The organism is Limnobaculum allomyrinae (assembly GCF_016649425.1).
In the GTDB taxonomy this organism is placed as follows: domain Bacteria; phylum Pseudomonadota; class Gammaproteobacteria; order Enterobacterales; family Enterobacteriaceae; genus Limnobaculum; species Limnobaculum allomyrinae.
This window is the reverse complement of the sequence record NZ_JADRCR010000002.1, coordinates 309340-335735: the sequence shown is the minus strand read 5'-3', so window position 1 is coordinate 335735 and position 26396 is coordinate 309340. Positions and strand designations below refer to the sequence as shown.

The 26396-nt window shown below is 47.2% G+C and carries 22 protein-coding genes and 1 pseudogene; 10 read left to right on the top strand and 13 right to left on the bottom strand.

Going from position 1 to position 26396, the window contains the following annotated elements; translation table 11 throughout:
* The first annotated feature begins 19 nt into the window (after positions 1–19).
* Positions 20–547, top strand: a complete 528-nt coding sequence (gene yjjX / locus I2494_RS05740; protein ID WP_218466145.1) for an inosine/xanthosine triphosphatase — start codon at positions 20–22, stop codon at positions 545–547.
* An 18-nt stretch (positions 548–565) separates the two neighbouring features.
* Here the strand turns inward: yjjX and trpR are convergent, their stop codons facing one another.
* From trpR to I2494_RS05725, 3 genes are all read right to left on the bottom strand, one after another.
* Complete coding sequence (gene trpR / locus I2494_RS05735) at positions 566–871, bottom strand: trp operon repressor (protein WP_218466144.1); 306 nt, start codon at positions 869–871, stop codon at positions 566–568.
* 78 nt (positions 872–949) lie between these two features.
* On the bottom strand, positions 950–2866 hold the full coding sequence (gene sltY, locus I2494_RS05730) for a murein transglycosylase (protein WP_228350875.1): 1917 nt from the start codon (positions 2864–2866) through the stop codon (positions 950–952).
* A gap of 375 nt (positions 2867–3241) precedes the next feature.
* Positions 3242–4054 (bottom strand): FkbM family methyltransferase, encoded by an 813-nt coding sequence (locus tag I2494_RS05725; RefSeq protein WP_218466142.1) that lies wholly within the window; start codon positions 4052–4054, stop codon positions 3242–3244.
* A gap of 533 nt (positions 4055–4587) precedes the next feature.
* On the opposite strand from I2494_RS05725, the gene ettA reads away from it, so the two are divergent.
* A complete protein-coding gene (gene ettA / locus I2494_RS05720; protein WP_218466141.1) occupies positions 4588–6255 on the top strand; it encodes an energy-dependent translational throttle protein EttA in 1668 nt (555 codons plus the stop codon).
* A gap of 155 nt (positions 6256–6410) precedes the next feature.
* The gene (locus I2494_RS05715) at positions 6411–7064 is read left to right on the top strand and encodes a Rossmann-fold NAD(P)-binding domain-containing protein (RefSeq protein ID WP_218466140.1); all 654 of its coding nucleotides are present in this window, start codon (positions 6411–6413) and stop codon (positions 7062–7064) included.
* Here the strand turns inward: I2494_RS05715 and I2494_RS05710 are convergent.
* Positions 7061–7975 carry a LysR family transcriptional regulator gene (locus I2494_RS05710; protein ID WP_218466489.1) on the bottom strand — a complete coding sequence of 305 codons (915 nt, stop codon included), beginning with the start codon at positions 7973–7975 and terminating at the stop codon, positions 7061–7063. The genes I2494_RS05715 and I2494_RS05710 overlap by 4 nt on opposite strands.
* 103 nt (positions 7976–8078) lie before the next feature.
* Here I2494_RS05710 and I2494_RS05705 point away from each other — a divergent pair, with 103 nt between their 5' ends.
* The 4 genes from I2494_RS05705 (at position 8079) to I2494_RS05690 (ending at position 11807) form a co-directional block, all read left to right on the top strand.
* Positions 8079–9080 carry a zinc-binding alcohol dehydrogenase family protein gene (locus tag I2494_RS05705; protein ID WP_218466139.1) on the top strand — a complete coding sequence of 334 codons (1002 nt, stop codon included), beginning with the start codon at positions 8079–8081 and terminating at the stop codon, positions 9078–9080.
* A 482-nt stretch (positions 9081–9562) separates the two neighbouring features.
* The gene (locus I2494_RS05700; protein ID WP_218466138.1) at positions 9563–10849 is read left to right on the top strand and encodes an FAD-dependent oxidoreductase; all 1287 of its coding nucleotides are present in this window, start codon (positions 9563–9565) and stop codon (positions 10847–10849) included.
* On the top strand, positions 10846–11121 hold the full coding sequence (locus I2494_RS05695; RefSeq protein WP_407657865.1) for a ferredoxin family protein: 276 nt from the start codon (positions 10846–10848) through the stop codon (positions 11119–11121). Before I2494_RS05700 ends, I2494_RS05695 begins: the two co-directional genes overlap by 4 nt.
* Before the next feature lie 119 nt (positions 11122–11240).
* On the top strand, positions 11241–11807 hold the full coding sequence (locus I2494_RS05690; RefSeq protein ID WP_130592410.1) for a glycerol-3-phosphate responsive antiterminator: 567 nt from the start codon (positions 11241–11243) through the stop codon (positions 11805–11807).
* A gap of 45 nt (positions 11808–11852) precedes the next feature.
* On the opposite strand, the gene I2494_RS05685 is transcribed toward I2494_RS05690, so the two are convergent.
* The 5 genes from I2494_RS05685 to I2494_RS05665 form a co-directional block, all read right to left on the bottom strand.
* On the bottom strand, positions 11853–12842 hold the full coding sequence (locus tag I2494_RS05685; protein WP_218466137.1) for an electron transfer flavoprotein subunit alpha/FixB family protein: 990 nt from the start codon (positions 12840–12842) through the stop codon (positions 11853–11855).
* On the bottom strand, positions 12842–13669 hold the full coding sequence (locus tag I2494_RS05680; RefSeq protein WP_218466136.1) for an electron transfer flavoprotein subunit beta/FixA family protein: 828 nt from the start codon (positions 13667–13669) through the stop codon (positions 12842–12844). Before I2494_RS05680 ends, I2494_RS05685 begins: the two co-directional genes overlap by 1 nt.
* Positions 13647–15023 carry an MFS transporter gene (locus I2494_RS05675; RefSeq protein ID WP_407657878.1) on the bottom strand — a complete coding sequence of 459 codons (1377 nt, stop codon included), beginning with the start codon at positions 15021–15023 and terminating at the stop codon, positions 13647–13649. The genes I2494_RS05680 and I2494_RS05675 overlap by 23 nt, the downstream gene beginning before the upstream one ends.
* A gap of 109 nt (positions 15024–15132) precedes the next feature.
* Positions 15133–16587, bottom strand: a complete 1455-nt coding sequence (locus I2494_RS05670; RefSeq protein WP_218466135.1) for an FAD-binding oxidoreductase — start codon at positions 16585–16587, stop codon at positions 15133–15135.
* Positions 16588–16677: 90 nt separating this feature from the next.
* Positions 16678–17463, bottom strand: a complete 786-nt coding sequence (locus tag I2494_RS05665) for an SDR family oxidoreductase (RefSeq protein WP_218466134.1) — start codon at positions 17461–17463, stop codon at positions 16678–16680.
* 465 nt (positions 17464–17928) lie between these two features.
* Between I2494_RS05665 and I2494_RS05660 the strand changes: the two genes are divergently transcribed.
* Both I2494_RS05660 and I2494_RS05655 read left to right on the top strand, forming a co-directional pair.
* Positions 17929–19221, top strand: a complete 1293-nt coding sequence (locus I2494_RS05660) for an MFS transporter (RefSeq protein WP_218466133.1) — start codon at positions 17929–17931, stop codon at positions 19219–19221.
* Between the two features lie 40 nt (positions 19222–19261).
* Complete coding sequence (locus I2494_RS05655; protein ID WP_218466132.1) at positions 19262–20716, top strand: FGGY-family carbohydrate kinase; 1455 nt, start codon at positions 19262–19264, stop codon at positions 20714–20716.
* A gap of 260 nt (positions 20717–20976) precedes the next feature.
* Here the strand turns inward: I2494_RS05655 and radA are convergent, their stop codons facing one another.
* Entirely contained in the window at positions 20977–22356 is a 1380-nt protein-coding gene (radA, locus tag I2494_RS05650) for a DNA repair protein RadA (protein ID WP_218466131.1), read from the bottom strand.
* A gap of 409 nt (positions 22357–22765) precedes the next feature.
* Complete coding sequence (serB, locus tag I2494_RS05645) at positions 22766–23743, bottom strand: phosphoserine phosphatase (protein ID WP_218466130.1); 978 nt, start codon at positions 23741–23743, stop codon at positions 22766–22768.
* A gap of 129 nt (positions 23744–23872) precedes the next feature.
* Here serB and I2494_RS05640 point away from each other — a divergent pair, with 129 nt between their 5' ends.
* Entirely contained in the window at positions 23873–24589 is a 717-nt protein-coding gene (locus I2494_RS05640) for a YtjB family periplasmic protein (RefSeq protein ID WP_218466129.1), read from the top strand.
* On the opposite strand, the gene I2494_RS05635 is transcribed toward I2494_RS05640, so the two are convergent.
* On the bottom strand, positions 24586–25365 hold the full coding sequence (locus tag I2494_RS05635; protein WP_218466128.1) for a TatD family hydrolase: 780 nt from the start codon (positions 25363–25365) through the stop codon (positions 24586–24588). The two genes, I2494_RS05640 and I2494_RS05635, sit on opposite strands and share 4 nt — an antisense overlap.
* 86 nt (positions 25366–25451) lie before the next feature.
* Positions 25452–26393: pseudogene (locus I2494_RS05630) on the bottom strand (patatin-like phospholipase family protein); the annotation flags it as partial.
* Positions 26394–26396: the final 3 nt, after the last annotated feature.

The window sequence follows — 26396 nt, the reverse complement described above, 5'->3', positions numbered from 1 at the left end:
ACTGCCTTGATTTAATTCTATGTATCACGTAATTGCTGCAACTACTAATCCCGCCAAGATCAACGCCATTAGTCAGGCGTTTACCGAATTGTTTGGCCCTGACAGCTGTCGAATCGAGAGCGTTGAAGTCAACAGCGGAGTTCCTAACCAGCCAATGGGTGATAAAGAAACCCGTACCGGTGCCCGACATCGAGTCATGTCCGCACGTCAGGTCAGACCGGAAGCTGACTTCTGGATCGGTATTGAAGCTGGAATTGATGATGATATGACATTTGCCTGGATTGTCATTGAAAATAATCAGTGTCGTGGTGAAGCTCGTTCAGCCAGTCTGACTTTACCTCCAGTGATCCTGAAAAGCCTGTATGAAGGTAAAGAGCTGGGTGATGAAATGGCTCAACTAACCGGAATCAGCAATATTAAGCAACAGGGTGGAGCAATTGGTCTGTTTACTGAAGGTAGACTTTCCCGAACCAGTGTTTATCAACAAGCACTTTTGCTGGCTTTTGTACCCTTCCATAACGATATTTATCAGGTATATGATAAATAAACCAAATCAAAAATCAGTTTATTTATCGGAATCTTTAAGCAATGTCTCTTCCAGCCAGATTCTGAATTCAGGTCTGGCCATTTTTAAACTGTTTGAACCTCGGGTAATGGTTGCAATACCGGCACCCAGTTCGCTCTTCAGCTCTCTCTGACTCATTTCACCACGCATCAGTTCCTGAATGATCCTTACACGAGTACCTAATGCCTCTCTCTCATCTGGCGTCATTAATAGCTGTAGCAGGTCAAGCTGATATTCATCGGCAAAAGATTTGTGTAACAGAGTGACGAAATCTTGCCACTCCTGCTGTTGATTAGATGCTGACATGGGGCTTTCTCCGGCTAATGAACTATCTGGCTAGTACAATAGCATAAGCCGGAGAAAAATGCAGAGATAAACGTCTTATCAGTAGCTACGTTTCCACTCAGTGTCGGTCATGACTACCGTTGGCTGACTCATAAAGCTGCGGTAGAACAAATCGTAAGCCAATACGTTTTTCACATAACCACGAGTTTCGTTAAATGGAATACTTTCCACAAACGCCACCGCATCCAAACGCCCTGCACTATTATTTAGCCAACTATTAACCCGACTTGGCCCCGCATTGTATGCCGCTGCAGCCAGAATACGGTTTTTACCGAACATCTGATAGGTATGCTCCAGATAGGTGGTTCCCAGCTGGATATTGGTTTCAGGATCGAGCAGTTGGCTGACATTGTTATAGCTAATGGCACTATTACGCTGTGCGGTTTGTTTCGCTGTTGCTGGCATGAGCTGCATTAAGCCACGAGCCCCAACTGGTGACTGAGCCTGTGGATTCCAGGCACTTTCCTGGCGGGCTATCGCCATAGCAAAAGAAACCGTAATATCCTTGTCATTGGTTGAGGTTTTAAACATGGTTGGATAAGCCAGCGGGAAGCGCTCCTCAATATGATCCCATAACTTAGCCACAATGGTTGCCTGAACGCTGAGATCCGCCCAGCCCTGCTCAAAAGCGTATCGAGCTAAAGCTTCCTGCTGCTGTTTTGGCAAACTCTCCACCAGATTACGCCATTCAGAGCGGGCCAGATTATCCTGATTCCAGTACATCAACTCACGCACCCGATTGACTTCAGCACGTTGGATCAACGACTGGGTTGGTTTTACCGCATTTTCAACCCTGACCGGATAATGTACATTCAAACGTTGGGCTGCAACCATCGGATAGAAACCGCGATTGCTCATCAAATCACGCAGAATTGTCTGACCTTCACTCTTCTTACCTTTACTAATCAAACTATCAGCAAGCCAGTAACGCCATTCATCTTTTGCCGCATACTCAGCGGGCAAGCGAGTAATCCACTGTGCCACGCCATTTTGGTCACCATTACTCAATGCCAAACGAATACGGCGTTCAATTAAGTCACCGTCCGTACTACGTGCTACTGCGGCATCACGCCAACTGGCCTGTTCGCTGGTAACATTATTATTCATCAGACGAATAGCAATGCTGCTTTCCAGTGCCTGCTTGTCCTGCTGGCTCATTTTTTGCGCGCTGGCGATTTGAGGTAACATCGCCCGAGCCCTTTCCACATCTTTACGAGCCGCTTTAGCAAAGGCTAAACGCGTCTCTTCGCGGGTAAAATCTGTTGGTGAAAACTCACGAGCAAAAGCATCAACACTTAACGGATCTTTTTGTAACCGGCTTAGGCCATCGCCAATGCTTTTATAACTGGCTGGTAGCTGTGAAATCAGTGCGTTCACTAATGATGTGTTATCTTCTTCACTGGCTAAACGAATACGTTCCAGCGTAACTAATGCCGTTTGATGACCAGCATTACGCCACTCGCCAAACAATTTGTCACAGGAAGAAGGTAATGATTTACCGGTTAGCCAGATAGTTTTCGCCTCATCAAAGGCCTGCTGACGATTACCGGTTGCCCACTGGGCATAATGGAAATTACAGCGAGCGGCCACCGAAGACGGCGCTTCGGCGGTAAAACTAACAATACCGCTCCAGTCCTGACGTCGAGCTAGTTCATTAATAAAGTTATTTTTCAGATTGCGTGAAAGCGGCAATGTAGGATAACGCGTTACAAACTGCCCGGCTTGTTTAACGCTTAAAGCGGTTAAATCCTGAGTCAGTTGGCGATATTCCAGATAAGGATAAAGTGGATAGCTACTTAGCGTAGGCATCAGGCGAGCAACCTCATCCATCTGGTTACTGTCCCACGCCATTTTCACTTGCTGATAGCGCTCACGTTGGGCGCCGAGAGAATCAGCCCATGCACTTTGAGCCGTTACGGCTACCATCAGCCCCGCTATAAATGTACTTTTCTTGATTAAGCTGCGCCAATTTTCCGTCACAAACATCCTCACTTTTCCTGTCATTAAGCTATAAATATTAGCCTGCTTCAGAGACAACTTATTTAGCGTCACTCTCGATATCTACACCACTATCATCACACCAATAATAGTATAGCGTTATCTTAACTAACGCTGAAAAAACCAACGCTCTGAAAAAATTGATAATATTAAAAAACATCATATCAATGATGAACAATGAAACTTTACCATTGCTGGCGATAGCCTCTCTTTTAAATTGCCAGAGAGCGTAATTTTACTCAGACAATAAATTGCCTATTTGATTCCCTAAAAAAGGTCAAATAACAAAAAACCCTCCGAAGAGGGTTTATATTGAGCGGCCGATTAAAGGTCTTATAACCGTTGGATAGTTAATTGGTTTTCACCGATTGTCAGCGCCAAACGTTTATTAGAATGATGCTGGGCAATACACAACTCACCAAACAGATCGACATGGTATCCCAGCCCTTCAACCAGACTCATCAACTCATTTCTTTTAGCGATCATACCCTGCATATAATCCCCCCATACTTCGAACAAAATAGGAGGATAACCCGATTCTGATAGCCAGTTTTTTGCCCCGGAAATAACTTCGAGTTCCAGACCTTCTACATCTATTTTAATTAAATGAGCTTTGGGTAAATTAAGACTATCTAAAGTGGCGATACGTACTTTCTCAGAACGCGTTTCCGGAGAAATAACAAATTGCTGTTCTATCCGAATTTCCGGATTTAAAGACAGTGCTCCCAGATTATGTGAACGATGAGGATCTAACTGAGGAACGTCTATTTCACCGTTATAATCACCAACCGCCATATTATTTGCATAGCAATTATATAAATCATTAATCAGGTAATTAGCACACAGTTGATAAAACACCTGACGCTGCGGCTCAAAAGAATAAATTCGACCACCAACTTTCTTGACATGATGCCCCATTGGTACAGACCATGCACCTAAATTAGCACCAACATCAACCAAAACCGGATTTTGAATTCTTTCAATTAATAGCTGTGCAATATCAAGACAAGCCTGCTCCCATACCTTTCCTTTGCGCAGATGAGCACTAATCATGTCCGGCCCATTGGATAGTAAATAATTTGATTCACCGACTTTATATAATCCGTGAGTTATTTTCTTTTCCTGGGTCAATTTCTTTTTATTCATGGGACATCCTTGTAACGTGACACTGCAAACGTTAGATAATTAATGCACATATAATGCCAACAAGCGAATCTAAGTCAATGTATTATATCTAATCACATCAAATCAAAACCCTTTGATATATTTAAAAACAACCGGTTAGAGTAAAATAATAAAAATGACATTATTTATTATTAAATAACTTAACTAACTCGTTGGAATAACGCGAAAACAAATAATGATGTGTTATAAACACGCCAGAAAACTTCGAAAAATCAGAACAGATATCCTCAATCTATCGCCAGATTTCGGATGAAATCGTGTCAAACCTCACTTTGTTGCAACATTACGCGCAGATAACTGGGATAGCGCGATGAAAAGGGCTAAACTACGCCATCATTAATCTCTGTCTGCTGAAATACTGTTATGCCAGCGGATGGTTATCAACTGGGCTGATCCAACAGATATCGCGGCACCAAGGGATATAGCTCGGTGATTATGTTGTATAGCGTTTACGGATAATCAAAAAACCCAGTAATTAAGAGGCTTATAATACAGTGGCACAATACGTCTACACCATGCATCGGGTTGGGAAAGTTGTTCCCCCGAAAAGGCATATTCTGAAAAATATTTCTCTCAGTTTCTTTCCCGGCGCCAAGATTGGTGTACTGGGTTTAAACGGCGCCGGTAAATCAACTCTATTACGCATTATGGCGGGTATTGATACCGACATTGAGGGTGAAGCACGTCCACAGCCGGGTATCAAGATTGGCTATTTACCGCAGGAACCTAAGCTAAATCCAGAGCAAACCGTGCGCGAAGCGGTAGAAGAAGCGGTTAGCGAAGTGAAGAATGCGTTAACCCGTTTAGATGAAATCTATGCTGCTTATGCTGAACCGGATGCTGATTTTGATAAGCTGGCTAAACAGCAGGGTGAGATGGAAGCAATTATTCAATCTCACGACGGCCATAACCTCGATAATCAGTTGGAACGTGCGGCTGATGCTCTGCGTTTACCGCCCTGGGATGCCAAAGTGGAGCACCTGTCCGGGGGTGAACGTCGCCGTGTAGCACTGTGTCGTCTGCTGCTGGAAAAACCAGATATGCTGCTGCTCGACGAACCAACTAACCACCTTGATGCCGAATCTGTTGCCTGGCTGGAACGCTTCCTCCACGACTATGAAGGTACTGTGGTTGCCATTACCCATGACCGTTACTTCCTTGATAACGTTGCCGGTTGGATCCTTGAACTTGACCGTGGTGAAGGTATTCCATGGGAAGGTAACTACTCTTCATGGCTGGAACAAAAAGATAAGCGACTGGAACAAGAAGCCTCTTCTGAAGCCGCTCGTCGTAAGTCGATTGAAAAAGAGCTGGAGTGGGTTCGTCAGAATCCTAAAGGCCGTCAGGCCAAGAGCAAGGCGCGTCTTGCCCGCTTTGATGAGCTAAACAACGTTGAGTATCAAAAACGTAACGAAACCAGCGAACTGTTTATTCCACCGGGCCCTCGCATCGGTGATAAAGTGCTGGAAGTCAGTAATCTGACCAAATCCTATGGCGACCGTATGCTGATTGACGATTTGTCTTTCTCTATTCCGAAGGGCGCTATCGTCGGTATTATCGGCCCTAACGGTGCCGGTAAATCCACCCTGTTCCGTATGATTTCACAGCAAGAGCAGCCTGACAGCGGCACCATTATCTTAGGTGAAACCGTGAAGCTGGCTTCTGTAGATCAGTTCCGCGATAGTATGGACAACAGCAAAACCGTATGGGAAGAGGTTTCCGGTGGTCTGGATATCATGAAGATTGGTAACTTTGAATTACCAAGCCGCGCTTATGTAGGCCGCTTCAATTTCAAAGGTACCGATCAGGGCAAGCGCGTTGGCGAGCTATCCGGTGGTGAACGTGGTCGTTTGCATCTGGCTAAGCTATTACAGGTTGGCGGTAATATGTTACTGCTCGATGAACCGACCAACGATCTGGATATTGAAACCCTGCGTGCGCTGGAAAACGCCCTGTTGGAATTCCCTGGTTGTGCGATGGTTATTTCCCATGACCGTTGGTTCCTTGACCGTATTGCCACCCACATTCTGGACTACGGCGATGAAGGTAAAGTTGAGTTCTTCGAAGGTAACTTTACGGAGTACGAAGAGTGGAAGAAACGCACGATGGGGGCTGAAGCTCTGGAACCTCACCGTATTAAGTATAAGAAGATTGCCAAGTAGTTCTGGTCTATTCTTATTGTAAGCGTTGTTGATAAAGCCCCGGAATGGGGCTTTATCATTAGAATTTTTGGATATTCCGACCGTAAGAGCAAAATAGCTATATATTGTCATTGTGCTCGACCGGGAAACCATCTGTACCAGAATCCGGAGCCACTATGTCAAAAACCGCCTTAATACTTGGAGCCAGTGGGCTCATCGGTAACCAGTTATTGGGTATGCTGGAGTCCGACTCCCGTATTACCCGCATTTATGCCCCAAGCCGCCGTCCGTTATCGGGTATTAGTTCAACGGTGGTGAATCCGGTAGGTGATGATTTACAGGCACTATTGGATGGGCTGACAGAACCGGTTGATATGGCTTTTTGTTGCCTTGGCAGCACGATAAAAACAGCTGGCAGTCGTGAGGCTTTTCACTTTAGTGATGTAACTTTACCGGTACATGGCGGTAAAACCGCTCTGCGGTTGGGAGCCACTCACTATCTGGTGGTCAGCGCAATAGGCGCCAATGCTAAATCATGGTTCTTCTATAACCGAACCAAAGGTGAAATGGAACAGAGTTTGATGGATCAACACTGGCCTCATTTAACCATTGCCCGTCCCTCAATGCTACTTGGCGATCGACCAACTCCGCGAGCAAATGAGCTGGTTGCAGCCCCAATATTTAAACTATTTCCCGGCAAGTGGAAATCAATTCAGGCAAGGGATGTTGCTAAAGTTCTCTGGATGCGGGCTTTTGCTCCTGCTTCAACAGCTATTGAAATCATTCAATCCGACAAACTACGAGAAAAAGCAGCGAAAAATCAGGTTTAGCGTTTGGTTTTTGGCCCTGCGGCATACTCAATGACCAAAGGGTGAGTCATCACTGCTTCAACAAAGCGTTCCAGCGCAGGCATGTTTAATGTACGGTTAGGATAGACCAGATAAAGCTCGTTTCCTTCCGCACGCCACTCTTCCAGCACCGGTTGTAATAATCCCTGTTTAACCACCTCTGTTGCCAAAAATGATGGCAAAAATGTGATGCCAGCACCCGCTATCGCACACTGACGGGCATACAGTAAATTGTCAGTCACATGATGCGCTGTCTGCAGCCACCGATAGGTTTCATCCCCCTTACGCAATAAACACTCCGACCAGGCGCGGTGAGTAATACAACGATGATGTTGTAACTGGTTTGGATGCGTGACCGGCTCGGTCTGAGATAAATATTGCGGCGAGGCAAGCAAATAACGGGGATAAAGGCCAAGAAAGCGCCCAATGAGTGTAGAGTCCTGCGGCTTTCCGGTGCGGATACCCAAGTCAAATCCCGCTCCCACCAGGTCGGTCACCGTATCTGAAACATAAACTTCTATCGACACCTCAGGATAACGCAACTGAAAATCGGTCACGATAGGTGCTAACAACGTTACCGCCAGCCCTGCTGGTGCAGTGATCCTTATTCTGCCACTGGGTGATGCCCTCAACATTTGCAGCGACTGGCTGGCTCGTTCTGAGGCTTGCATCATCTCCTGACAGTGAACCAGATAGCGCTCTCCGGCAAAAGTCAGACTAAGTTGTCGGGTAGTTCTCATCAGTAAACGCAGTCCCAACGCCTGCTCCAGATGACTGATTCGCTGGCTGACGCTCGATTTAGGCAGGCCTGCTCGCTTAGCCGCAGCGGTAAAACTGCCGGTTTCCACCACCAGAGTAAATAACGCCATATCCTGCAATTGTTTAAACACTATTGTTCACCTTAGATAAACAGTTTGTTTGCTAAAACTCATCTTATCACTTTTTACTTGTACAGCTAGACTGAGTGCTAATTACCATCCTGAAAGGAATTACCCCATGTCCAAATATGCTATCGCTGTCGATCCGGCAAATCCGCAACAATTTATCCAAATCCCTGTGCCTGAAGCGGCTCCCGGTGAGTTTGATCTGCTGGTTGAAGTTAAAGCGATTGCCATGAATCCGGTGGATACCAAAGTTCACGCCGGCCTGAAGAAAAATGGTTTACAGCAACCTCGTATTCTGGGTTGGGATGCTACTGGCGTTGTCGTCGCGGTTGTCCCAAAAGCAACGGGTTTCGCCATTGGTGATGAAGTCTGGTACGCGGGAGATATTACCCGTTCAGGCAGCAACACTACCCATCAACTAATTGATTCCCGTATTGTCGGCCATAAGCCGAAATCTCTGAACTGGGTAGAATCCGCCGCTATTCCACTTACCGCACTGACCGCATGGGAAGGCCTGTTTGAACATCTTAAAATTCAAGATGCTGGCAGTGATAAAACCCTGCTGATTATTGGTGGTGCCGGTGGTGTGGGTTCATTAGCCATTCCATTGGCAGCGTTACGTAGCAAAGTGCGTATCATTGCTACCGCTTCGCGACCGGAATCAGCTAAATGGTGTCTGGAACGTGGTGCCGACCTGACCGTTGATTACCGCAATCTGCAAGAGAACCTGTTAAAGCACGATATTAAGCAGGTTGACTATATTTTCTGTCTGAACGATACCGATGGTCACTGGAAATCCATGAGTGACGTTATCGCGCCGTTCGGTCATATCTGTTCAATCGTAGAAAGTGCCCAGCCGCTGGAGCAGTCACTGATTCGATCTAAAGGTGTTGCCCTGCACTGGGAACTGATGTTTACCCGCAGTATGTACCAAACGCCAGATATGGCGGAACAGGGTCGTATTCTGCAGCAGGTAGCCAATATGATTGATAAAGGCGAACTGAAAGGTACCTTGAACACGACATTACATGGCCTTAGCGTAGAGACTATCACTCAAGCTCATGCGAAGCAGTTAGAAGGTCATATGACGGGTAAGATAGCGATTGAGTTTTAGTCGGGCATATATCCCGCTGAAAATTTGCATCAGTGAATATTCCGGCCGTAATAGCAAAGTGTTCATATTATCTTTGTGCTCGGCCGGAAGACCATCTGTACTTAGCTGAGGAGCGTGTCGGGCCTACCTTTTCCAGGGGCGCTTATGAAACACCTTGCGGGCCAGCACAAGTGCTGTTCAAACAGGTTTTCGCCTGTTTATCGTTGGCTTACGCCAAGTCGATCCCAACGGACAACGCTTGCGTTGCCCCGAAGGGCAGGCGTTAGCCTGTAAAGCTCCCCCGACGATTGACTATTTTTTAATTTTATCAAGACATCCCGAATATATTTTTCTTCGTGTCATTCACACTAATTACTAATTCTATCAATCTATTATCTCCATACATTTTCTGGTTTTCGCTGGAATAATTCCTGCCTGCATCAATAAACCACCATCGTCAGATGGTATAATCAGGTTCTGATTTGGCTTAGCGGGATGCGTTAATGGACGACAAATTCGATGTCATCATTATCGGTGGTGGGATTGCTGGCTGTACCAGTGCGTTATTACTGGCTCGGGCAGGGGTAAATGTCTTGCTGCTGGAGCGCGCAGAACAGGCCGGGGGAAAGAATATCTCCGGTGGCCGCCTTTATAGCTACAGTCTTGAAACTATTCTACCCGGATTTGCTCAATCAGCGCCCGTTGAGCGACAAATCACTCAGGAAAAACTGAGTCTGCTGACCCATGAATCCAGTGTCACTATGGATTATCGTCACCCTGAATTTACTCAGGATGCCACTTCTTATTCCGTGCTGCGAGCCCGTTTTGATCCCTGGTTAATGGAGCAGGCTCAAAATGCAGGGGCTCAATGTTTGACCGGCGTTCAGGTAGATGCCCTGATTCAGGAAAATGGTGCTGTTTGCGGCGTTCAAATTGGTGAAGATCGGCTGGATGCTCGCGTAGTGGTTCTGGCAGAAGGAGCGAACTCCCTGTTGGCAGAGCAACATCAGTTAGTTAAAAAACCGCAACCCCATGCCATGGGGATTGGCGTTAAAGAGGTGCTGGCTCTCCCACAATCTCGTCTTGAAGAGCGTTTTTCACTGGAAAATAATCAGGGCACCGCCTGGCTGTTCGCTGGTGAAGCTATCACAGGAAAAGCCGGCGGCGGTTTTTTATATACCAACCGCGATACCCTTTCCCTCGGATTAGTCTGTAATCTGTCAGTTGTAAGTAACGGAAAAAATACCCTGCCACAGATGCTGGAAAATTTTAAACAACATCCGCTGCTACGCCCATTGCTGAAAGAGACTGAACTGTTGGAATATGGTGCACACCTTATTCCCGAAGGAGGAATCAATGCTCTGAGCCCGCCGTTTGGTGCAGGCTACCTGATTGCCGGTGATGCCGCCGGATTTAGTGTGAACGCGGGTCACACTGTTCGGGGCATGGATCTGGCAGTTATCAGTGCACAGGCCGTGGCAGATACCCTGACAGTAGCGCTACAAAAGGATGACTTCAGCACAACATCGCTGGCGACTTACCAAACCCATCTGGAAAACAGCACCCTATGGGCAGTGTTAAAACAGTATCGCTCGTTACCTGATACTCTGTTACAAAATCCGCGCTATTTTGCCGAATATCCGCAAATGACCAGCGATATTTTACGTGAGCTGTTTGAAATTAATCGCCATCCTGCACCACCGCTGCGCAGCATTTTGTGGAAACATGCCCGCCGGGCTGGGCTGATGACGCTGTTTAAAGATTTAATCAGAGGAGCACGCAGTCTGTGAAAACAGAAGTGAAACTCAGCAAGAATCATTATGTCATTGATGAAAACCAGCCCCATATTATTCCTGCGGATCACCCGGAGCGACAAATATTACAGCAACTGGTTAACGTTTGTCCCGCAGGCCTTTATCAGCTCAATTCGGATGGCAGCCTGAGCTTTGATTATCATGGTTGTCTGGAGTGTGGCAGCTGTCGGTTACTGTGTAATGAAAAGACGTTAGTGCGCTGGCGCTACCCTGCTGCTGGTTACGGAGTAACCTTTCGGTTTGGCTAATACGGGATATGTGAAGTACCGCAGGGAGGCTGGTTCACGGTTATGCTACCCTGCGCCGATACTTTTTGCCGTGCCTGAACGGTAGTAAAAATAATAAAAGCCAAGCGGAGATCTTGCCTGTGTCTATACTGCAGTTATTGAAACAACACCCCGTTATTGCTGCGGTAAAAGATACTGAAAGTCTGAATACTGCTCTGGCGTCCGACTGTAAGATTATCTCTATTCTGTATGGCAATATCTGTAATATTGGCACCATTGTTCAGCGTATTAAAAAAGCAGATAAGTACGCCTTTATTCACGTCGACCTGTTGGACGGAACCTCTAATAAAGAGATCGTGATTAACTTTTTGAAGCTGGTAACCGCCGCTGACGGCATTATCAGTACTAAAGCATCAATGATTAAGGCAGCGAAAGCTCAGGGATTTTACGGTATTCATCGTATATTCCTGCTGGATTCCATCTCATTCCACAATATTGATAAGCAGGTAGCCCAGTCCAATCCTGACTGTATAGAGATTTTGCCAGGCTGTATGCCTAAAGTACTGGGATGGGTAGCGGAACAGATCGATTTACCGATTATTGCCGGCGGGTTAGTTTGCGATCATGAGGATGCCACTAATGCGCTAAATGCCGGTGCCAGCGCGGTTTCCACCACGAATACCGGCGTCTGGCAACTGAAGTTCTAATCTTGTAACGGCTATCAGAGATGAACGCTTATCCGGAATAGCCGTTCAATCTGGTGATGAATCCACAATGCTCCGCATATTTGACTGCTGGACACAAATAACCAGCGTGTCTAATACCGCATTCATATCATCAACAATACCCACATCAGCCTGCGAGAAAATGGCCGCATCCGGATCGGTATTAATTGCCACAATAAATTTACTGTGACGAACTCCCACGGAGAAAGCCGCTGCACCGGATACACCAGCAATAATACAAACCTCTGGCGCTACCAATGCACCGGACATTCCTAACATGGTTGACATACTACTCCAGGCATTCATCGCCACCGGACGACTAACCCCTAGCTGAGCACCTAACGCCTGCGCAATATCACTCAATCTCTGGACGTTTTGGCTATTTCCAGCTCCCTGCCCGATGGCCAGTACCCTTTCGGCCCGATTAAGCAGCGGTTGTTGTTCCGGTATGCTTATCTGATGCTCTGCCAGCCATGTTGGCACTTTAGCCTCGGTCAATATCAGTTGCTGCTCAATACTCTGATAATCCTGGGTTGGCGCTGCTGCAGTGCCCTGACGAGCCACAGCCAGACAATAGGGCGTTGCCTGTAGCGTTAAGGTGGCCAACATATTGTTGCCATACACAGATTTTTCCACCTGACAGCCGTTTTCATTCATCTGTCCACTAATCACCCCCAGACAGGAAGCACCATTCAGACGAAAAGCCAGACGAGTCGCCAGTTCATTTCCTAACGAACAACCAGAAAACAGCAGTAATTCTGCCGGATAAATTTGATGAACCCGTTCCAGCAGCAGCAACACCGAATCCGCCAGTAGCAATTCAGGACTTTTTAACCACTGAATCTGCGTAATCAGACAATCAAACTGTGGTAAATCATCAGGCTGACTGTTTCGGTGAAACAGCCATAATGCTACTTCAGAAGCTGCCAGATGACTCTGCTGTAAGAACCGATTAATCTCCTGAGCCTGTTGTAAAAAGGAAGGAGAGTCTGCATCAAGAATTAACGCTATTTTCATCAGCCTAATCTCCCTTGCAGATAGTCATGGTACAGCCGCCGGGCTTTCTCCTGCGGCGTTCCGCCGGTAATAATCACACCACCTCGTCGATTTTGCTGACGTGTAAGCTTAGTTAGCTGTTTATCATTTTCCTGCTGTAATTCCTGTGGAACCAATCCAAGATCTTCCAGTGAATAACGGTGAATACTATTTTTAGCGCCGGCCAGCTTCTGCTTCAATGTAGGCACCCGCAACGCGCTGGCCTGAGTTGAATTACCTACCGCCAATACCGCTGGTGTATTAATGGTTAGCTTTTGTTGCTCATCTTCCGTTTGTCTAATCACTATTACCTGTTTGCTCTCTCGAATAACCCGAAAGTCACAAACCTGAGTGATGCACGGCCAGTTCAATAGTTCCGCCAACAGCATCGCCGTTTGCATGTTATGGCCTTCGCTGCTCTGCATGCCTAAAACTATCAGGGATTGCTGTTCTCTCTGTTGGTGATAGGCCTGTATAATCTTCGCTATCGCCAGAGGATTAAAACGCAGGTCAATTGATGAAGTTGGATCGATTCTGATTGCGGATTGAAAACCCAATGCATACATCTGCTTCAGATAGTGCTCACTGCGACTATCACCGATAGTCAGGGCACTTAAATTGAGCTCTCCCTCTTGCCAGACAGCACTGTCGCGCACCATCAGCATCAGCTCTGCGGCACTTTCATCAAAGCAGTTCAACATGGTTTGGGTAAAGCTAACATCAATTTGCAGACTATCGTCAGCCTGCCAGTCCTTTTCTGCCATCATGCTTAAATCAGGTGAAGCTTTAAAGCCCAGCAAAATCTTCACAGTCAGCCCTCCTCTCCTGTTGTGGCACTTTTTTCACTGTTGATGCCCCCACCAGCGTCAGATTTTTTGTTTCCGGAGCCCAAAGTACCGACACCCACAACCCTATCAGCAATACCGCCACTAGAATCAACATGGTGTACTGAATTCCCAGTGCCAGTATGGCGATAGGTAGCAGTCCGGTGCTGATAGCTGAACCTAAACGGCTCATTGAGGTGGCAAAACCCACCCCTAATGAACGAATATCCGTTGGAAAACTTTCTGCCGGAAACACCCCCACCAAATTACTCACTGCAGAAATGGTCAGAGTAAAAATAGCGAACAGTAACAGCATCATGCCGGTTTGTGAGGAGGGAACAAATGCCAGCGTCATCAGACTTAGCATCAGGATCACAAATGCCGTAATCAAGAATCCCCGGCGGGAACAGAACTGAGTAAATCCAATGCCCAATAACGCTCCTACGATCAGTAAGCCATTTAGCATCAGATCGGTGGCGAAGCTTTCGGTTAATCCAAGAGCACGCAACATTGAAGGCAGATAGGTATAAATAGCAAAATACGGGATCACCAGGCAGACGAAAAACAGACTGTTAAATGCGGTTCTACGCCAGTAGCGAGGGGAGAACAAGGTACGCAGATGGCGGGCAGTTTCGACCGGAATTTCATCGTTTAACACGACGTTTGGGCCAAAGCAGCGTTTTACGATTTCATGCGCTTCATCGATGCGGCCTTTGCGCATCAGCCAACGCGGAGATTCCGGCGTGCCCCAGCGTAAAATCATAATACACAGCGCCGGTATGGATGCCGATGCCAGTAACCAACGCCAGGCATCCGGCCCGGAATCCACCATCCAGTGCCCCATAAAGCTGGCGGAGACATAGCCCACCGTCCAGATAACGCTGAAGGAACCAAGCAATAAACCGCGATGTTTGCGCGGGGAGAATTCCGCCAGCATGGTATGGCCTACGGAGTAATCCCCCCCCAGGCCAACGCCTACCAGTACCCGTAGCCAAAATAGCTGTTCGGGAGAAGAGGCAAAAAACTGTAAAAATGATGCCAGAGTAATAATCACAAAGCTGAAGGTGAATATCTTCTGGCGTCCAATATGGTCGGAGATCCATCCGAGGATCAGACTACCGAGAAACAGACCAAACAATGCAGAGCTGCCTATCATTCCTTGCCAGAAGGGAGACAGCCCCATTTGAGGACTAATTTGCGTCAGAGCAAAACCAATGACACCCAGCACATAACCATCGGTTAAATGTGCGCCAAAGGTCAGGCCTGCAATTTTAATATGAAAACGGTTTAAGGGAATATCATCCATGCGGACGGGAGAAGGGTTAGGAGGTGTCGCTATTGTTCTGTTGGCTATTAACATAGTTGTTCTCATTCAGCAGTAACGACCATTCGCAGTCCTTATACAAAAACCGGGCCGTCCATAACAGACGGCCCCGGTCAGAGACGCATTAACTTTCAATTGGATAGATGGTACCGATATTCATAATACCGTTCGGGTCATACACCTCTTTCAACGCTTTCAGTATGTAGTAAGCCGAACCGTGTTCATCTTTGGTCCAGTGCACACGATGCTTACCAATACCGTGATGGTGCACCATTGAGCCTCCCAGCTTAATGGTTTCCTCCACAATGATTTTATTCAATGGGTTATGGTATTTATCAATCTCCTCTTGCGGTGAGCAATCCACCACGTTGTAGTCATACACAAAGTACATATTGGTGCCATTGATATAACTGTGAGAAGAGTGACCGCCAAGCATAGTGATATCGTCCGCATGTGGGAATTCATTACGGATGCGGTGAATCACATTTTCATAAATTTTATTGATTGAACGCCAGTCTCCGGAGACTTCTGTAGTGAAGCCCATGTTTTTGGTCTTCATGATCTGTACCCGCTCAGCGGCGACTTTATCCGGCCCCCAGTTAAGGTTATTAAACCAGGTTTCAATCAGTTTACTGTCTACCCGCTGGCAGCCAGAATGGCGGGCTACAATGGCTTCGATCCCGTTACCCGTAGCGCGGGCAATCTCTTTGGCACCTTCCGCCATAAAGATCAGTACACACTTACCGTCGGCAAAATGGGTAAAGTGCTGAGAACCATCTTCCGCATCGTACAAACGAGCAATAGACGGACGATATCCCTCAACCATTACTTCACGCAGAATATCAAAGCCGGTCTTCATATTGTCCAGAATATAGCCATAGAACAGATTGTTTTCCGGCATATATTTGAAGATTTTTACTGTAACTTCAGTGATATAACACAACGCACCTTCGTTACCAATAATCACATGGCGAATGTCCGGCCCGGCGGCACGACGCGGTACGTTTTTAATTCGGGTAACGGTACCGTCAGGGAATACCGCCTCAAGGCCAACCACCATATCTTCAATAGCACCGTACAACGTTGAGAACTGACCGATACTGCGGGTTGCCACTAATCCCCCCATTTGCGCTAATGGTTTAGACTGCGGTGAGTGTCCGGTGGTATATCCTTTGGCTCGCAGTTTATTCTCTAACACTTCCAGCGCAACACCGCACTGGGCAGTAGCCTGCATGTTCTCAATATCAATATTGATAACCTGATTTAGCTCGGAACCATCCAGAACCACGGAGTTCTCTACAACAGTTTCCAGGCCGCCTTCAGTGGCAGAAGAACCGGTACGCGGTACGCAGTTGATATGGTTTTCATTCAGGAATGCCAGCACCTCTGAAACCTGCTGAGTATTGGCTAATTTCACTACCGCAGCCGGTAGCGGTAACGTGAAGATACCGTGGATATCGGCATATTTTCTGAAACGGTCAATACTGTTTTTCTGCAGCACCTTTTCATCGGTAATGACTCGTTCGGAGCCTACGATCTGTTTTAGCTTCTCAACAATAGCTTCTCTTGTCAGCGACATGATTAATCCTTCCTGCTTTCAGTACATTTTTATGGCATGTCTTATGCCATGGCGGTGGAGAACAAATAACTTAAATATCAAAATGTTGAATTAACGCACCAGATAGCCACCATCAACCACCAGCAGATGGCCATTAACATAGTCAGAAGCGCGGCTGGCTAAATAGACCATGGCACCCATCAGATCCTGCGTTTCACCCCAGCGATTTGCCGGAATATGGTCAAGAACGCGTTTGTTAGTTTCAGGGTTTTTACGGGTTTCAGTGGTGATATCGGTGGCGTAATAGCCCGGAGCAATACCGTTAACCTGAATGTTGTACTGGCCTAATTCATCACAATAAGCCTTGGTGAAACCTGCCAGCGCATGTTTGGTTGCGGAATAAGCGGGTGACCACTGCCCACCCAGATAGGAGAACAGCGAACAGATATTGATAATCTTGCCGTGGCGCTGAGGAATCATCACTTTCGCCGCTTCATAGCTGAGTTCAAATGCGGCAGTCAGGTTGATATCTATCATTGGATCCCAGTCCGCACGACCAAAATCCAGCACTTTATTCAACTTACAGATACCGGCGTTATTTACGACGATATCCACTGAGCCAAAGTGCTCCAGACATTGAGCAATCACTTTAGCCGGCGCGCCTTTTTCGGTGATATCCACCTGCATAAACTCAACCTTCACCCCCTGCTTCTCAATCATTTCACGGGTTTCGCCCTTGTCCATGATGAAGCTGGGAATAAACAGATTGGCGCCCGCTTTAGCCAGCGCCATGGCAAACGCCTGACCCAGACCGCTGTTGCCGCCGGTAACGATCGCCGTTTTGCCTTTGAGTGAGAAAAAATCCAGAGAAAATTCATCCAACGCATTCAGTGACATGGTGTAACCCCTTCGATTCCTGATTAAAACGCAAAAAAAAAGAGAAAAGTAAGCTCCCCGCGTTGAGCGGGAAGTTACTTTTCTCATAATCTCTAGTAACTATTTAAAGTAGTAACATATCTGACGACGGGTTTTCCGTGATAATCCTCACAAAATTCAATCTGATAATACTCGATCGCCAGATAACGCCGTATTGCCTGGATCTCTTCGTATAAATTTGTGGTATCGCTCAAACTTAGTAACGCCAGAATTCATTATATCTAAAAATATCAGTAAGATAGATTAATATAATTAGCTCAGAATGGGAATTGTGACAACTCTCACGGAAAGTCTTTAGTGTCACATGCTATTAATTACCGCAGTTACTAGAGACAACGAGAAAAGTAACTTCCCGCTCAACGCGGGGAGCTTACTTTTCTCTTTTTTTTTGCCCTAAAATCAATGTTCCATAACTGAGATAACACCATGCAAAATAATAATTTTCGCCGTTGGTTAACGCTGGCGATTATCAGTATCAGCGGCGGCGTCAGTTTTGATTTGGCTTACCTGAGATATATTTACCAAATCCCAATGGCAAAATTTATGGGATTTACCAATACAGAAATCGGCTTCATCATGAGTACCTTTGGTATTGCCGCCATTATTCTGTACGCCCCCAGTGGAGTTATTGCCGATAAATTCTCCCATAAAAAAATGATGACCTCTGCCATGATAGCTACCGGTTTACTTGGTTTGCTGATGTCGGTTTACCCTCCATTCTGGGTGATGATTCTGATTCAGGTTGCCTTTGCTATCACCACTATCCTGATGTTGTGGTCTGTCTCTATCAAAGCCGCTTCACTGCTTGGTAATCATGAAGAGCAGGGAAAAATCATGGGTTGGATGGAGGGCTTGCGCGGCGTGGGCGTCATGTTGCTGGCGGTATTTACTATGTGGGTATTTTCACTGTTTATGCCGGAAGATCCAAACAGTCTGAAATCAGTGATTCTGATATACAGCGGGGTTTATATTCTGCTCGGAATCCTGTGCTGGTTCTTTGTCAGCGACGGTTATACCTCACGCACAGAAAGTGACAATGAGAAGAAAGATAAACCCGCCTTTAAACTGAGCGACATCCTGTCAGTATTGAAAATCAGCACGACCTGGTATTGCAGTATGATTATCTTTGGCGTGTATACCATCTACGCCATTCTTAGTTATTCCACCAACTATCTGACTGAAATGTATGGTATGACACTGGTGGCCGCCAGCTATATGGGAATTGTGATCAACAAAATTTTCCGTGCCATGTGCGGCCCTTTAGGTGGATTAGTGACCACTTACAGTCGCTTCAAATCCCCGACGAGAGTCATTCAGTTTCTGGCTGTAATCAGCGTTATCACCCTCTGTGCCCTGCTGTTTACCAATCAAAACCCGGGTTCTGTCGTTGTTGGTATTGGTCTGATTCTGCTGCTGGCTTTTGCCTGCTACGCTTCCCGCGGTCTCTACTTTGCCTGTATCGGTGAAGCTCGTACCCCAAAATATATTATGGGAACCACTGTCGGCATCTGCTCGGTAATTGGTTTCTTACCTGACGTTTTTGTCTACCCGATTGTCGGTTACTGGCAAGACTCCCTGCCTCCTGCGGAAGCCTATCGCAACATGTGGTTAATGGGACTCGGGGCTACCTGTCTGGTCATTGTGTTTACTTTTCTGTTGTTTAATAACATGAAGCGCGCCAGCCAACAGGCTGTAATACCAAGCCCGATAACTGAATAACGCCATTTGAACATTATTGTTTTAATCACGAGGTTAAGAAATGAGTGACAAATATTTGATGGGTGTCGACGTTGGAACCCAAAGTGCCAAAGTGGTGATATTCGACCTTCAGGGTAATGTGGTTAGCGAAGGAAAACAGGCGCTGCGCAAAATGGACATTCCCGCACCTTTACTGGCAGAACATCCGGACGATGACCTTTGGGATTCTTTAAAACTGGCCTTTCAACGGGCTATGGCAGAATTCTCCCAGGCAGGCCGAAAAGCAGAAGATATTCTGGCAATGGGCGTATGCATTATTCGCTGTTGTCGGGTGCTGCTAAAAGAGAATGGCGAACTGGCCTATCCGGTCATTAACTGGATGGATAAGCGTTTAAACAAACCTTATGAGTACATTGATGCCTATAAAGGCGTGCGTTATGTCACCACGACCTCTGGTTATATTACCCATCGCCTGACGGGAGAGTTTAAAGATACCTGCGCCAACTATATTGGCTGGTGGCCGATGGATAACGATACGCTGAACTGGAGTACCGACCCCGCAGCCTGGAAGAGCTGTAATCTGACGCGAGAAAACGTACTGGAAGTAGTAAAACCGGGAGAAATTCTGGGTTATGTATCTGAACTGGCGGCAAAACAAATTGGCGTACCTGCCGGTATTCCGGTAGTCGCTACTGCCCATGATAAAGCGGTTGAAGCATTAGGCGCTGGCTCACTGGATGAAGGCGTAGCCCTGATTTCTCTGGGTACTTATATCGGTGCCATGGTTCATGGTCATGCTAATGTGAAAGACGCTCAGAATTTCTGGCCGTTCCAGGCTTCCATTCCCGGACGCTATCTGTATGAGTGCATGGGGGTTCGCCGTGGGATGTGGACTATTAGTTGGTTCCGCGATCAGTTTGGCGAGTCGGCTCTGGCAGATGCCGATAAAACCGGCGTCAGCATTGAAGAACTGCTCAATATGGAAGCCTCAAAAGTCCCTGCTGGTTGCGAAGGTTTGCTCACTATTCACGACTGGGCACCACCATCAGAAGCCGAATTCCGTAAAGGTGTCATGATGGGTTTTGATGGCCGTCATACTCGTGCCCATATGTATCGCTCGGTACTGGAAGGCATTGCTTTCACTATGAAAAATCATATGGATAAGATGGCCAAGGAACTCAACACGCCGTTTAAACGCCTGATCATCTCCGGCGGAGGCGCTAACAGCGATCTGTTTATGCAAATCTTCGCTGATGTATTTGGCATTCCAACCAGCAGAAACGTGATGAAAGGCTCTGCCTCGGTAGGATGCGCCATTAACGCCGGCATAGCCGTAGGCGCCTTTAACAACTACGAACAGGCAACCCAAAAACTGGTACGTATGGGGGACACATTTACGCCCGATATGGAAAATCACCGTTTCTACAATGAACTGAATGGAGAAGTCTACAAGCAGGTAAATCAATACTTCGATCCGCTATTGAAGAAGTTAAGTCCGCTGGTGGATTACGCCTGACCTAATAATAAGAAGGGGCGCTTTGCGCCCCTTGGAACTGCTAATCAGCCTAATAAATCAGCAACTATGCATATTCCGACCGTAAAAACATGGTGCTTATATCGGCACCGATAGCGGTCGGTAAACAATTTATCCTTAACTATGAAGCACACAAAAGCCAAGTATCTAGCCCTCCCGGCCGAGCACACAGCCGATATTAGTGCATAGCTTTTACGGCCGGAATATCCGCTGAAATAAAGAAATAACACCTATCGGCCCCATCAAAGATCCTCCAACACACTCAATGCATCCGACAGCTTCTTCACCCCAAACACCTGCATATTAGGAATACTTTTTTTCGGCACATTTGCATGAGGAACAATAGCGCGTTTAAAACCATGTTTTGATGCCTCAGAAATACGCTCCTGACCGCTGGGAACCGGACGAATTTCACCTGCTAGTCCGACTTCACCAAACACCACTAAATCTTCCGGCAACGGGCGATCTCGCAGGCTGGAAACCAGAGAGAGCAACAGCGCCAGATCCGCACTGGTTTCCGTCACCTTAACTCCCCCCACCACGTTCACAAACACATCCTGATCCGCCATTTGCAAACCGCCGTGGCGGTGAAGTACCGCCAGTAACAGTGCAACCCGGTTCTGCTCAAGGCCAACCGCTACCCGACGAGGATTGGACAGCATAGAGTGATCCACCAGCGCCTGAATTTCCACTAACAGAGGCCGTGACCCTTCCCAAAGCACCATCACCGAGCTGCCGGAGGTAATCTCATCCCCACGGCTAAGAAAAATAGCCGATGGGTTATTAATCTCTTTCAACCCTTGTTCCGTCATGGCAAAAACCCCCAGCTCATTAACCGCACCAAAACGGTTTTTATGGCTGCGCATCGTGCGATAACGGGAATCTGAATCACCATCTAACAGTACCGAGCAATCAATACAGTGCTCCAGTACTTTAGGCCCAGCTAACGAACCATCTTTGGTGACGTGGCCCACCATAATAATGGCGACACCTTTGGTCTTGGCAAAACGGGTTAAATAAGCGGCACTCTCTCTTACCTGAGCCACACTGCCCGGAGAAGACTGTATATCCGCCATATGCATCACCTGAATAGAGTCAATCACCATCAGACGAGGTTGCTCTTGCTCTGCAATCAGGCAAATCTGTTCAATACTGGTTTCCGACAGCATCTGCAAATGTTCCGTTGGCAAACCAAGACGATGGGCACGCATCGCTACCTGCTGTAACGACTCTTCCCCGGTGACGTACAGGGTCTTCATTTGGCTGGCCAGCTTACACATGGTTTGCAGCAACAAAGTACTCTTACCCGCCCCCGGATTACCACCAATCAGGATCGCGCTGCCCGGCACCACACCACCGCCCAACACCCGATCAAACTCTTTAAAACCGGTAGAAAAACGAGGAAGCTCTTCCAGACTAATATCCGACAGCTTCTGAACCTTACTAACCCCACCTTCCCCGGCATAGCCAGAAAAACGGTCAGAACGAGATGAAGAGGCGGCCGCAAGACGAATCTCAGTAATACTGTTCCAGGCATTACAAGCACTACACTGCCCCTGCCAGCGCGGATAATCCGCACCACACTCATTACATACAAACGCTCGTTTCGCTGGCTTCGCCATAATTACCTCAAAATATCCCAAAACAGTTCATACAATAAAAAAACAAAAAACACGTCCGCCATTGACCTTGACCCTTAGTCCTTAGTCCTTAGTCCTTAGTCCTTAGTCCTTAGTCCTTAGTCCTTGACCTTATCAATAAGCACTGGAATTCAGCCGACAACTGAAAGAGGGTAGCACGCCAAACAGGGAGGTTTGGCGAGGCGCAGCGACGTAGGGAGCGGCTCTGCGCCGGTGCGTAAACCCGAATGAAGGCGGAGGGAAGTCGCCGTCAGGCGACCTGAATTCGTGTGCGAAGGCGCGGGGGTGCAGGGGGCGTTCGCCCTAACGCCCCTTGCTCGGCCGCCGCACAATTTCGAACCAAAACATCTCACCTAAAGCGGTCGAAACCTACGCAAGAGAAGATATTATGTTATTTCCCCTCATGATTCTGACTCGCCGACAAAATACACAACACCCCCAGCAAGTTCGCAAACCGAATCCCTACCTTCGCTTTAGAGTACACCTTCGGCTTCGCGTGATAGGCAATCCCCAAACTCGCTACTTTAATCATTTTCAGGTCATTAGCACCGTCACCAATGGCCACCGTTTGCTCCATTGGAATCGACAACTCTTCTGCCAGTTGCTGTAGTTTAAGCGCCTTAAATTTGGCATCTACAATAGGGCCGGTGACTTTACCGGTCAGCTTACCCTGTTTAATACCAAGCTGATTGGCAGAAACCGACACCAGATCCAGCTTCTCTTTTAAATAGTCGGCAAAATAGGTGAATCCACCGGAAACAATTGCCACGTGCCAGCCTGCCTCATGCAACTTTTCCACCAGTGTGGTTAACCCTGGCATCAGCGGTAATCCTTCTCTGACTTGCTCAAGAATAGCGGAATCCGCATCTTTCAGTGTCGCGACTCTTTGGCGTAAACTGGCAGCGAAATCCAGCTCACCACGCATTGCACGTTCAGTAACTTCGGCAACCTGCTCACCAACGCCAGCCAGCTTGGCGATTTCATCAATACACTCAATTTCAATAGCGGTAGAGTCCATATCCATCACCAGTAATCCCGGTGAACGTAATGATGGCAAATTCCCCATTTGGGCGACATCAAACTGATACTCTTCTGCGATCTTCTTCGCTTTAGTGGATAACACGCCAGCCAGACGTATCACCTGATACTCTTCCACCGTCCAGGCGGAAACCACCACCAGCGGTTCACAAAGCCTGCGTTGAAACTGAGATAAACGCTGTTTATCTAATCCTTTACCATACAGTAGCCAGCCAGTATGACCGGCCCAATAGTCAAGCGGCATGACCTCGTCACCACTCAATGACAGTGGCAACCCCGGCCAGCAGTCTATTTCCGCGGGTAAATCGCTATAGGTCAGGCTAATTGGCATGCTACAACTCCTTAAAAACGAGGCTTCTTTGCACAAAAAAATGGTTTCAATGGCAAAACAGCGTTCCAAGCTATCCTAATGAATAGAGTTCTGGCAACATAAAACATCTTCGGCACATAAGGTAGTTGCATGACCAAACGGCTTAAATTCAAATTTCACCTACATCGCATTGTTATTGTTCTGTTCTGTCTGGCGTTATTAGTCGCCCTGATGCAGGGTGTTTCCTATTTCAGCTTAAACAGTCAGGCAGCACAAGCGAAACAATCTCAGGAGCTTGCCCGCACGTTGGCAAAGCAGGTGACATTTACCCTTGCGCCACTGTTAGATGGCCCGGTCGACGGTATCGATGACCAAAAAATCAAGAGTATTCTACAACATCTGACAGAACATAGCCGGATCCTTGATGCTTCCGTATATCAGGTAGATGGTACGCTGATTGCCCAACAGGGTGATGGTACCAGCGTTCGCGACCGCCTTGCCCTTGACGGACAGCGCCCCGGTAGCTATTTCAATCAGCAGATCGTAGAAATGATTAATAGCAAGGAGGGGCCATTGGGGTTTATCCGCCTGACGCTGGATACCCATATACTGGCAACGGAATCGGAGCAGGTGGACAATACCACCAATATGCTACGTCTGATGTTACTGTTAGCTATGGTGATAGGTATTATTCTGGGTCGTACATTATTAATGCAACAACGTAGCGGATGGAAAAAATCACCCTATCTGTTAACTGCCGGAGATTCTGAATCAAAAGAAGCCTCTCACCCGGATTCGGAAACACAAAAACCAGTACACCGGGCGCATAAAAAGAAACGCCCACACAAAAAGAGGCCTTATCGTTAACCGCAGCGAAACAGCGTAACACTATTGATATACAGCTGCTGCGCAATCTCACTGGCGGACTCACTTCGCAGTTGACATAGCTGCTCAAATACCAATTTAACCCGCTCAGGGCGGTTAGGTTGTCCCTGAAATCCTGACAGCGGCATATCCGGTGCATCCGTTTCCAACACCAGTGATGTTAACGGCAGTTGCGCCATGACTTTGCGGGTTTTCTGTGCTCGTTCATAGGTAATAACTCCGCCAACGCCAATAGAATAGCCCTGCCGAATAAAGGCCTGTGCCTGAGACAAACTGCCGGAAAAACCATGTACGACACCAGTACGAGGTAACGGATGCTGCTTTAATACGCTGGCTAACTTATCATGAGTACGACGAGAGTGCAGAATTACCGGCAAATCAAAGCGTTTTGCCAGTTTAAGCTGCTCCGATAACAGCCATAATTGTCGTTCAGACTGCGGCGTTTCCATATAGTCATCCAGCCCTATCTCTCCCACTGCAACAATTTTGCCATCATTTTGCTCCAACAGCTGTGCTAACTGCTGTAGCCCTTCTTCCCGATGTGAGTCGATATACAGGGGATGTAAGCCTAACGCGCCATAAATTGCCGAAAACTGACGGGTAAGTTGAATTATCCCATCAAACATTTCACTGGTGACGGCCGGAACGATAATGCGCTCAACGCCAGACTCTGCGGCTAATGTCAGGCTTTCCTGTTCATGATGAACAAAAGGGGGGAAATCAAAGTGGCAATGGGTATCAATAAATACGGGCGTCACACAACCTCCACAATAGGAAAATCGAATTATTGCGGACTTATCATATCAGTCTGTCGTGGACGAGAAAGAATATTCGTGGTGTTCTTTTGTTTTAGCTCTTCATAACGCAGTAAAGAACGCCCAAGGGTAGCCAGAAAATAGCGGCCACATTGTTTGCCCAAGTGGTAATCCCGATTCAGTGAGGCAATTCGACTGCCTAAGGCTTTGCTGGCCAATGGCTTCGGCGGAAATATCTCTAAAATCTGCACGCCATCAGGTGGGTTCTCAATAAACTGTTGAGTACGGGTATAGCTCACTTCATGCTGATGAAGAATGCGCAACGTTTGAGGCAGACTGGTATCGTCAGGAAACCAGCGCTCCATATGTTTCATCCAGGCAGGAGTATAGTAGACCTGCGATGGAACGGTTCTGATGACCACAATGGTATCCGCTCCCCGTCGATAGGCTTCTTCTACCGGAACAGCATCACTGATGCCGCCATCCATATAGTAGACACCATCAATTTCTATTCCGGCACGATAAAATCCGGGAATAGCGCTGGAAGCCTTCAGTACCTGTAACCAGCTTTGCTGCTCGGCAGGAAAATAGGTTGGTGTAAAATCATCACCGCGGCAGGCGCACATGTAAAACTCCCGCCCTTTTGCCATACGCTCGAGTGCATAAGTCATATTTAGCGGCATTTGTTCAGTGACAGTATCGATCAGCCAATCAATATCAATCATATGTCCGCCACGAGCAAAGCGAATGGGATTAAAAAATAACGGTGAGGTGGAATAGCGAACGATAACCCGGCGAGCATAACCTGCCTGACCACAAATATAGGCCGACAAATTTTGTGCTCCCGCGGAGGTACCAATCATCAAGTCAAAGGGATCGAAGCCTGTTCGTTGAAACTGATCCAGTACTCCGGCTGTAAAAATCCCCCGCTGTCCTCCGCCCTCACAAACCAGTGCAATTTTGCCTGGTCTTTCCGGCTTATGGATCAATGGTTCTTTACATCCCAGAGTGACAGGTATTCTGTTTCCCAAATA

Coding starts and splice junctions, on each gene's coding strand:
- yjjX (WP_218466145.1), top strand. CDS start 20: ATGTATCACGTAATTGCTGCAACTACTAATCCCGCCAAGATCAACGCC.
- trpR (WP_218466144.1), bottom strand. CDS start 871: ATGTCAGCATCTAATCAACAGCAGGAGTGGCAAGATTTCGTCACTCTG.
- I2494_RS05725 (WP_218466142.1), bottom strand. CDS start 4,054: ATGAATAAAAAGAAATTGACCCAGGAAAAGAAAATAACTCACGGATTA.
- I2494_RS05715 (WP_218466140.1), top strand. CDS start 6,411: ATGTCAAAAACCGCCTTAATACTTGGAGCCAGTGGGCTCATCGGTAAC.
- I2494_RS05705 (WP_218466139.1), top strand. CDS start 8,079: ATGTCCAAATATGCTATCGCTGTCGATCCGGCAAATCCGCAACAATTT.
- I2494_RS05700 (WP_218466138.1), top strand. CDS start 9,563: ATGGACGACAAATTCGATGTCATCATTATCGGTGGTGGGATTGCTGGC.
- I2494_RS05685 (WP_218466137.1), bottom strand. CDS start 12,842: ATGAAAATAGCGTTAATTCTTGATGCAGACTCTCCTTCCTTTTTACAA.
- I2494_RS05670 (WP_218466135.1), bottom strand. CDS start 16,587: ATGTCGCTGACAAGAGAAGCTATTGTTGAGAAGCTAAAACAGATCGTA.
- I2494_RS05665 (WP_218466134.1), bottom strand. CDS start 17,463: ATGTCACTGAATGCGTTGGATGAATTTTCTCTGGATTTTTTCTCACTC.
- I2494_RS05660 (WP_218466133.1), top strand. CDS start 17,929: ATGCAAAATAATAATTTTCGCCGTTGGTTAACGCTGGCGATTATCAGT.
- I2494_RS05655 (WP_218466132.1), top strand. CDS start 19,262: ATGAGTGACAAATATTTGATGGGTGTCGACGTTGGAACCCAAAGTGCC.
- radA (WP_218466131.1), bottom strand. CDS start 22,356: ATGGCGAAGCCAGCGAAACGAGCGTTTGTATGTAATGAGTGTGGTGCG.
- serB (WP_218466130.1), bottom strand. CDS start 23,743: ATGCCAATTAGCCTGACCTATAGCGATTTACCCGCGGAAATAGACTGC.
- I2494_RS05640 (WP_218466129.1), top strand. CDS start 23,873: ATGACCAAACGGCTTAAATTCAAATTTCACCTACATCGCATTGTTATT.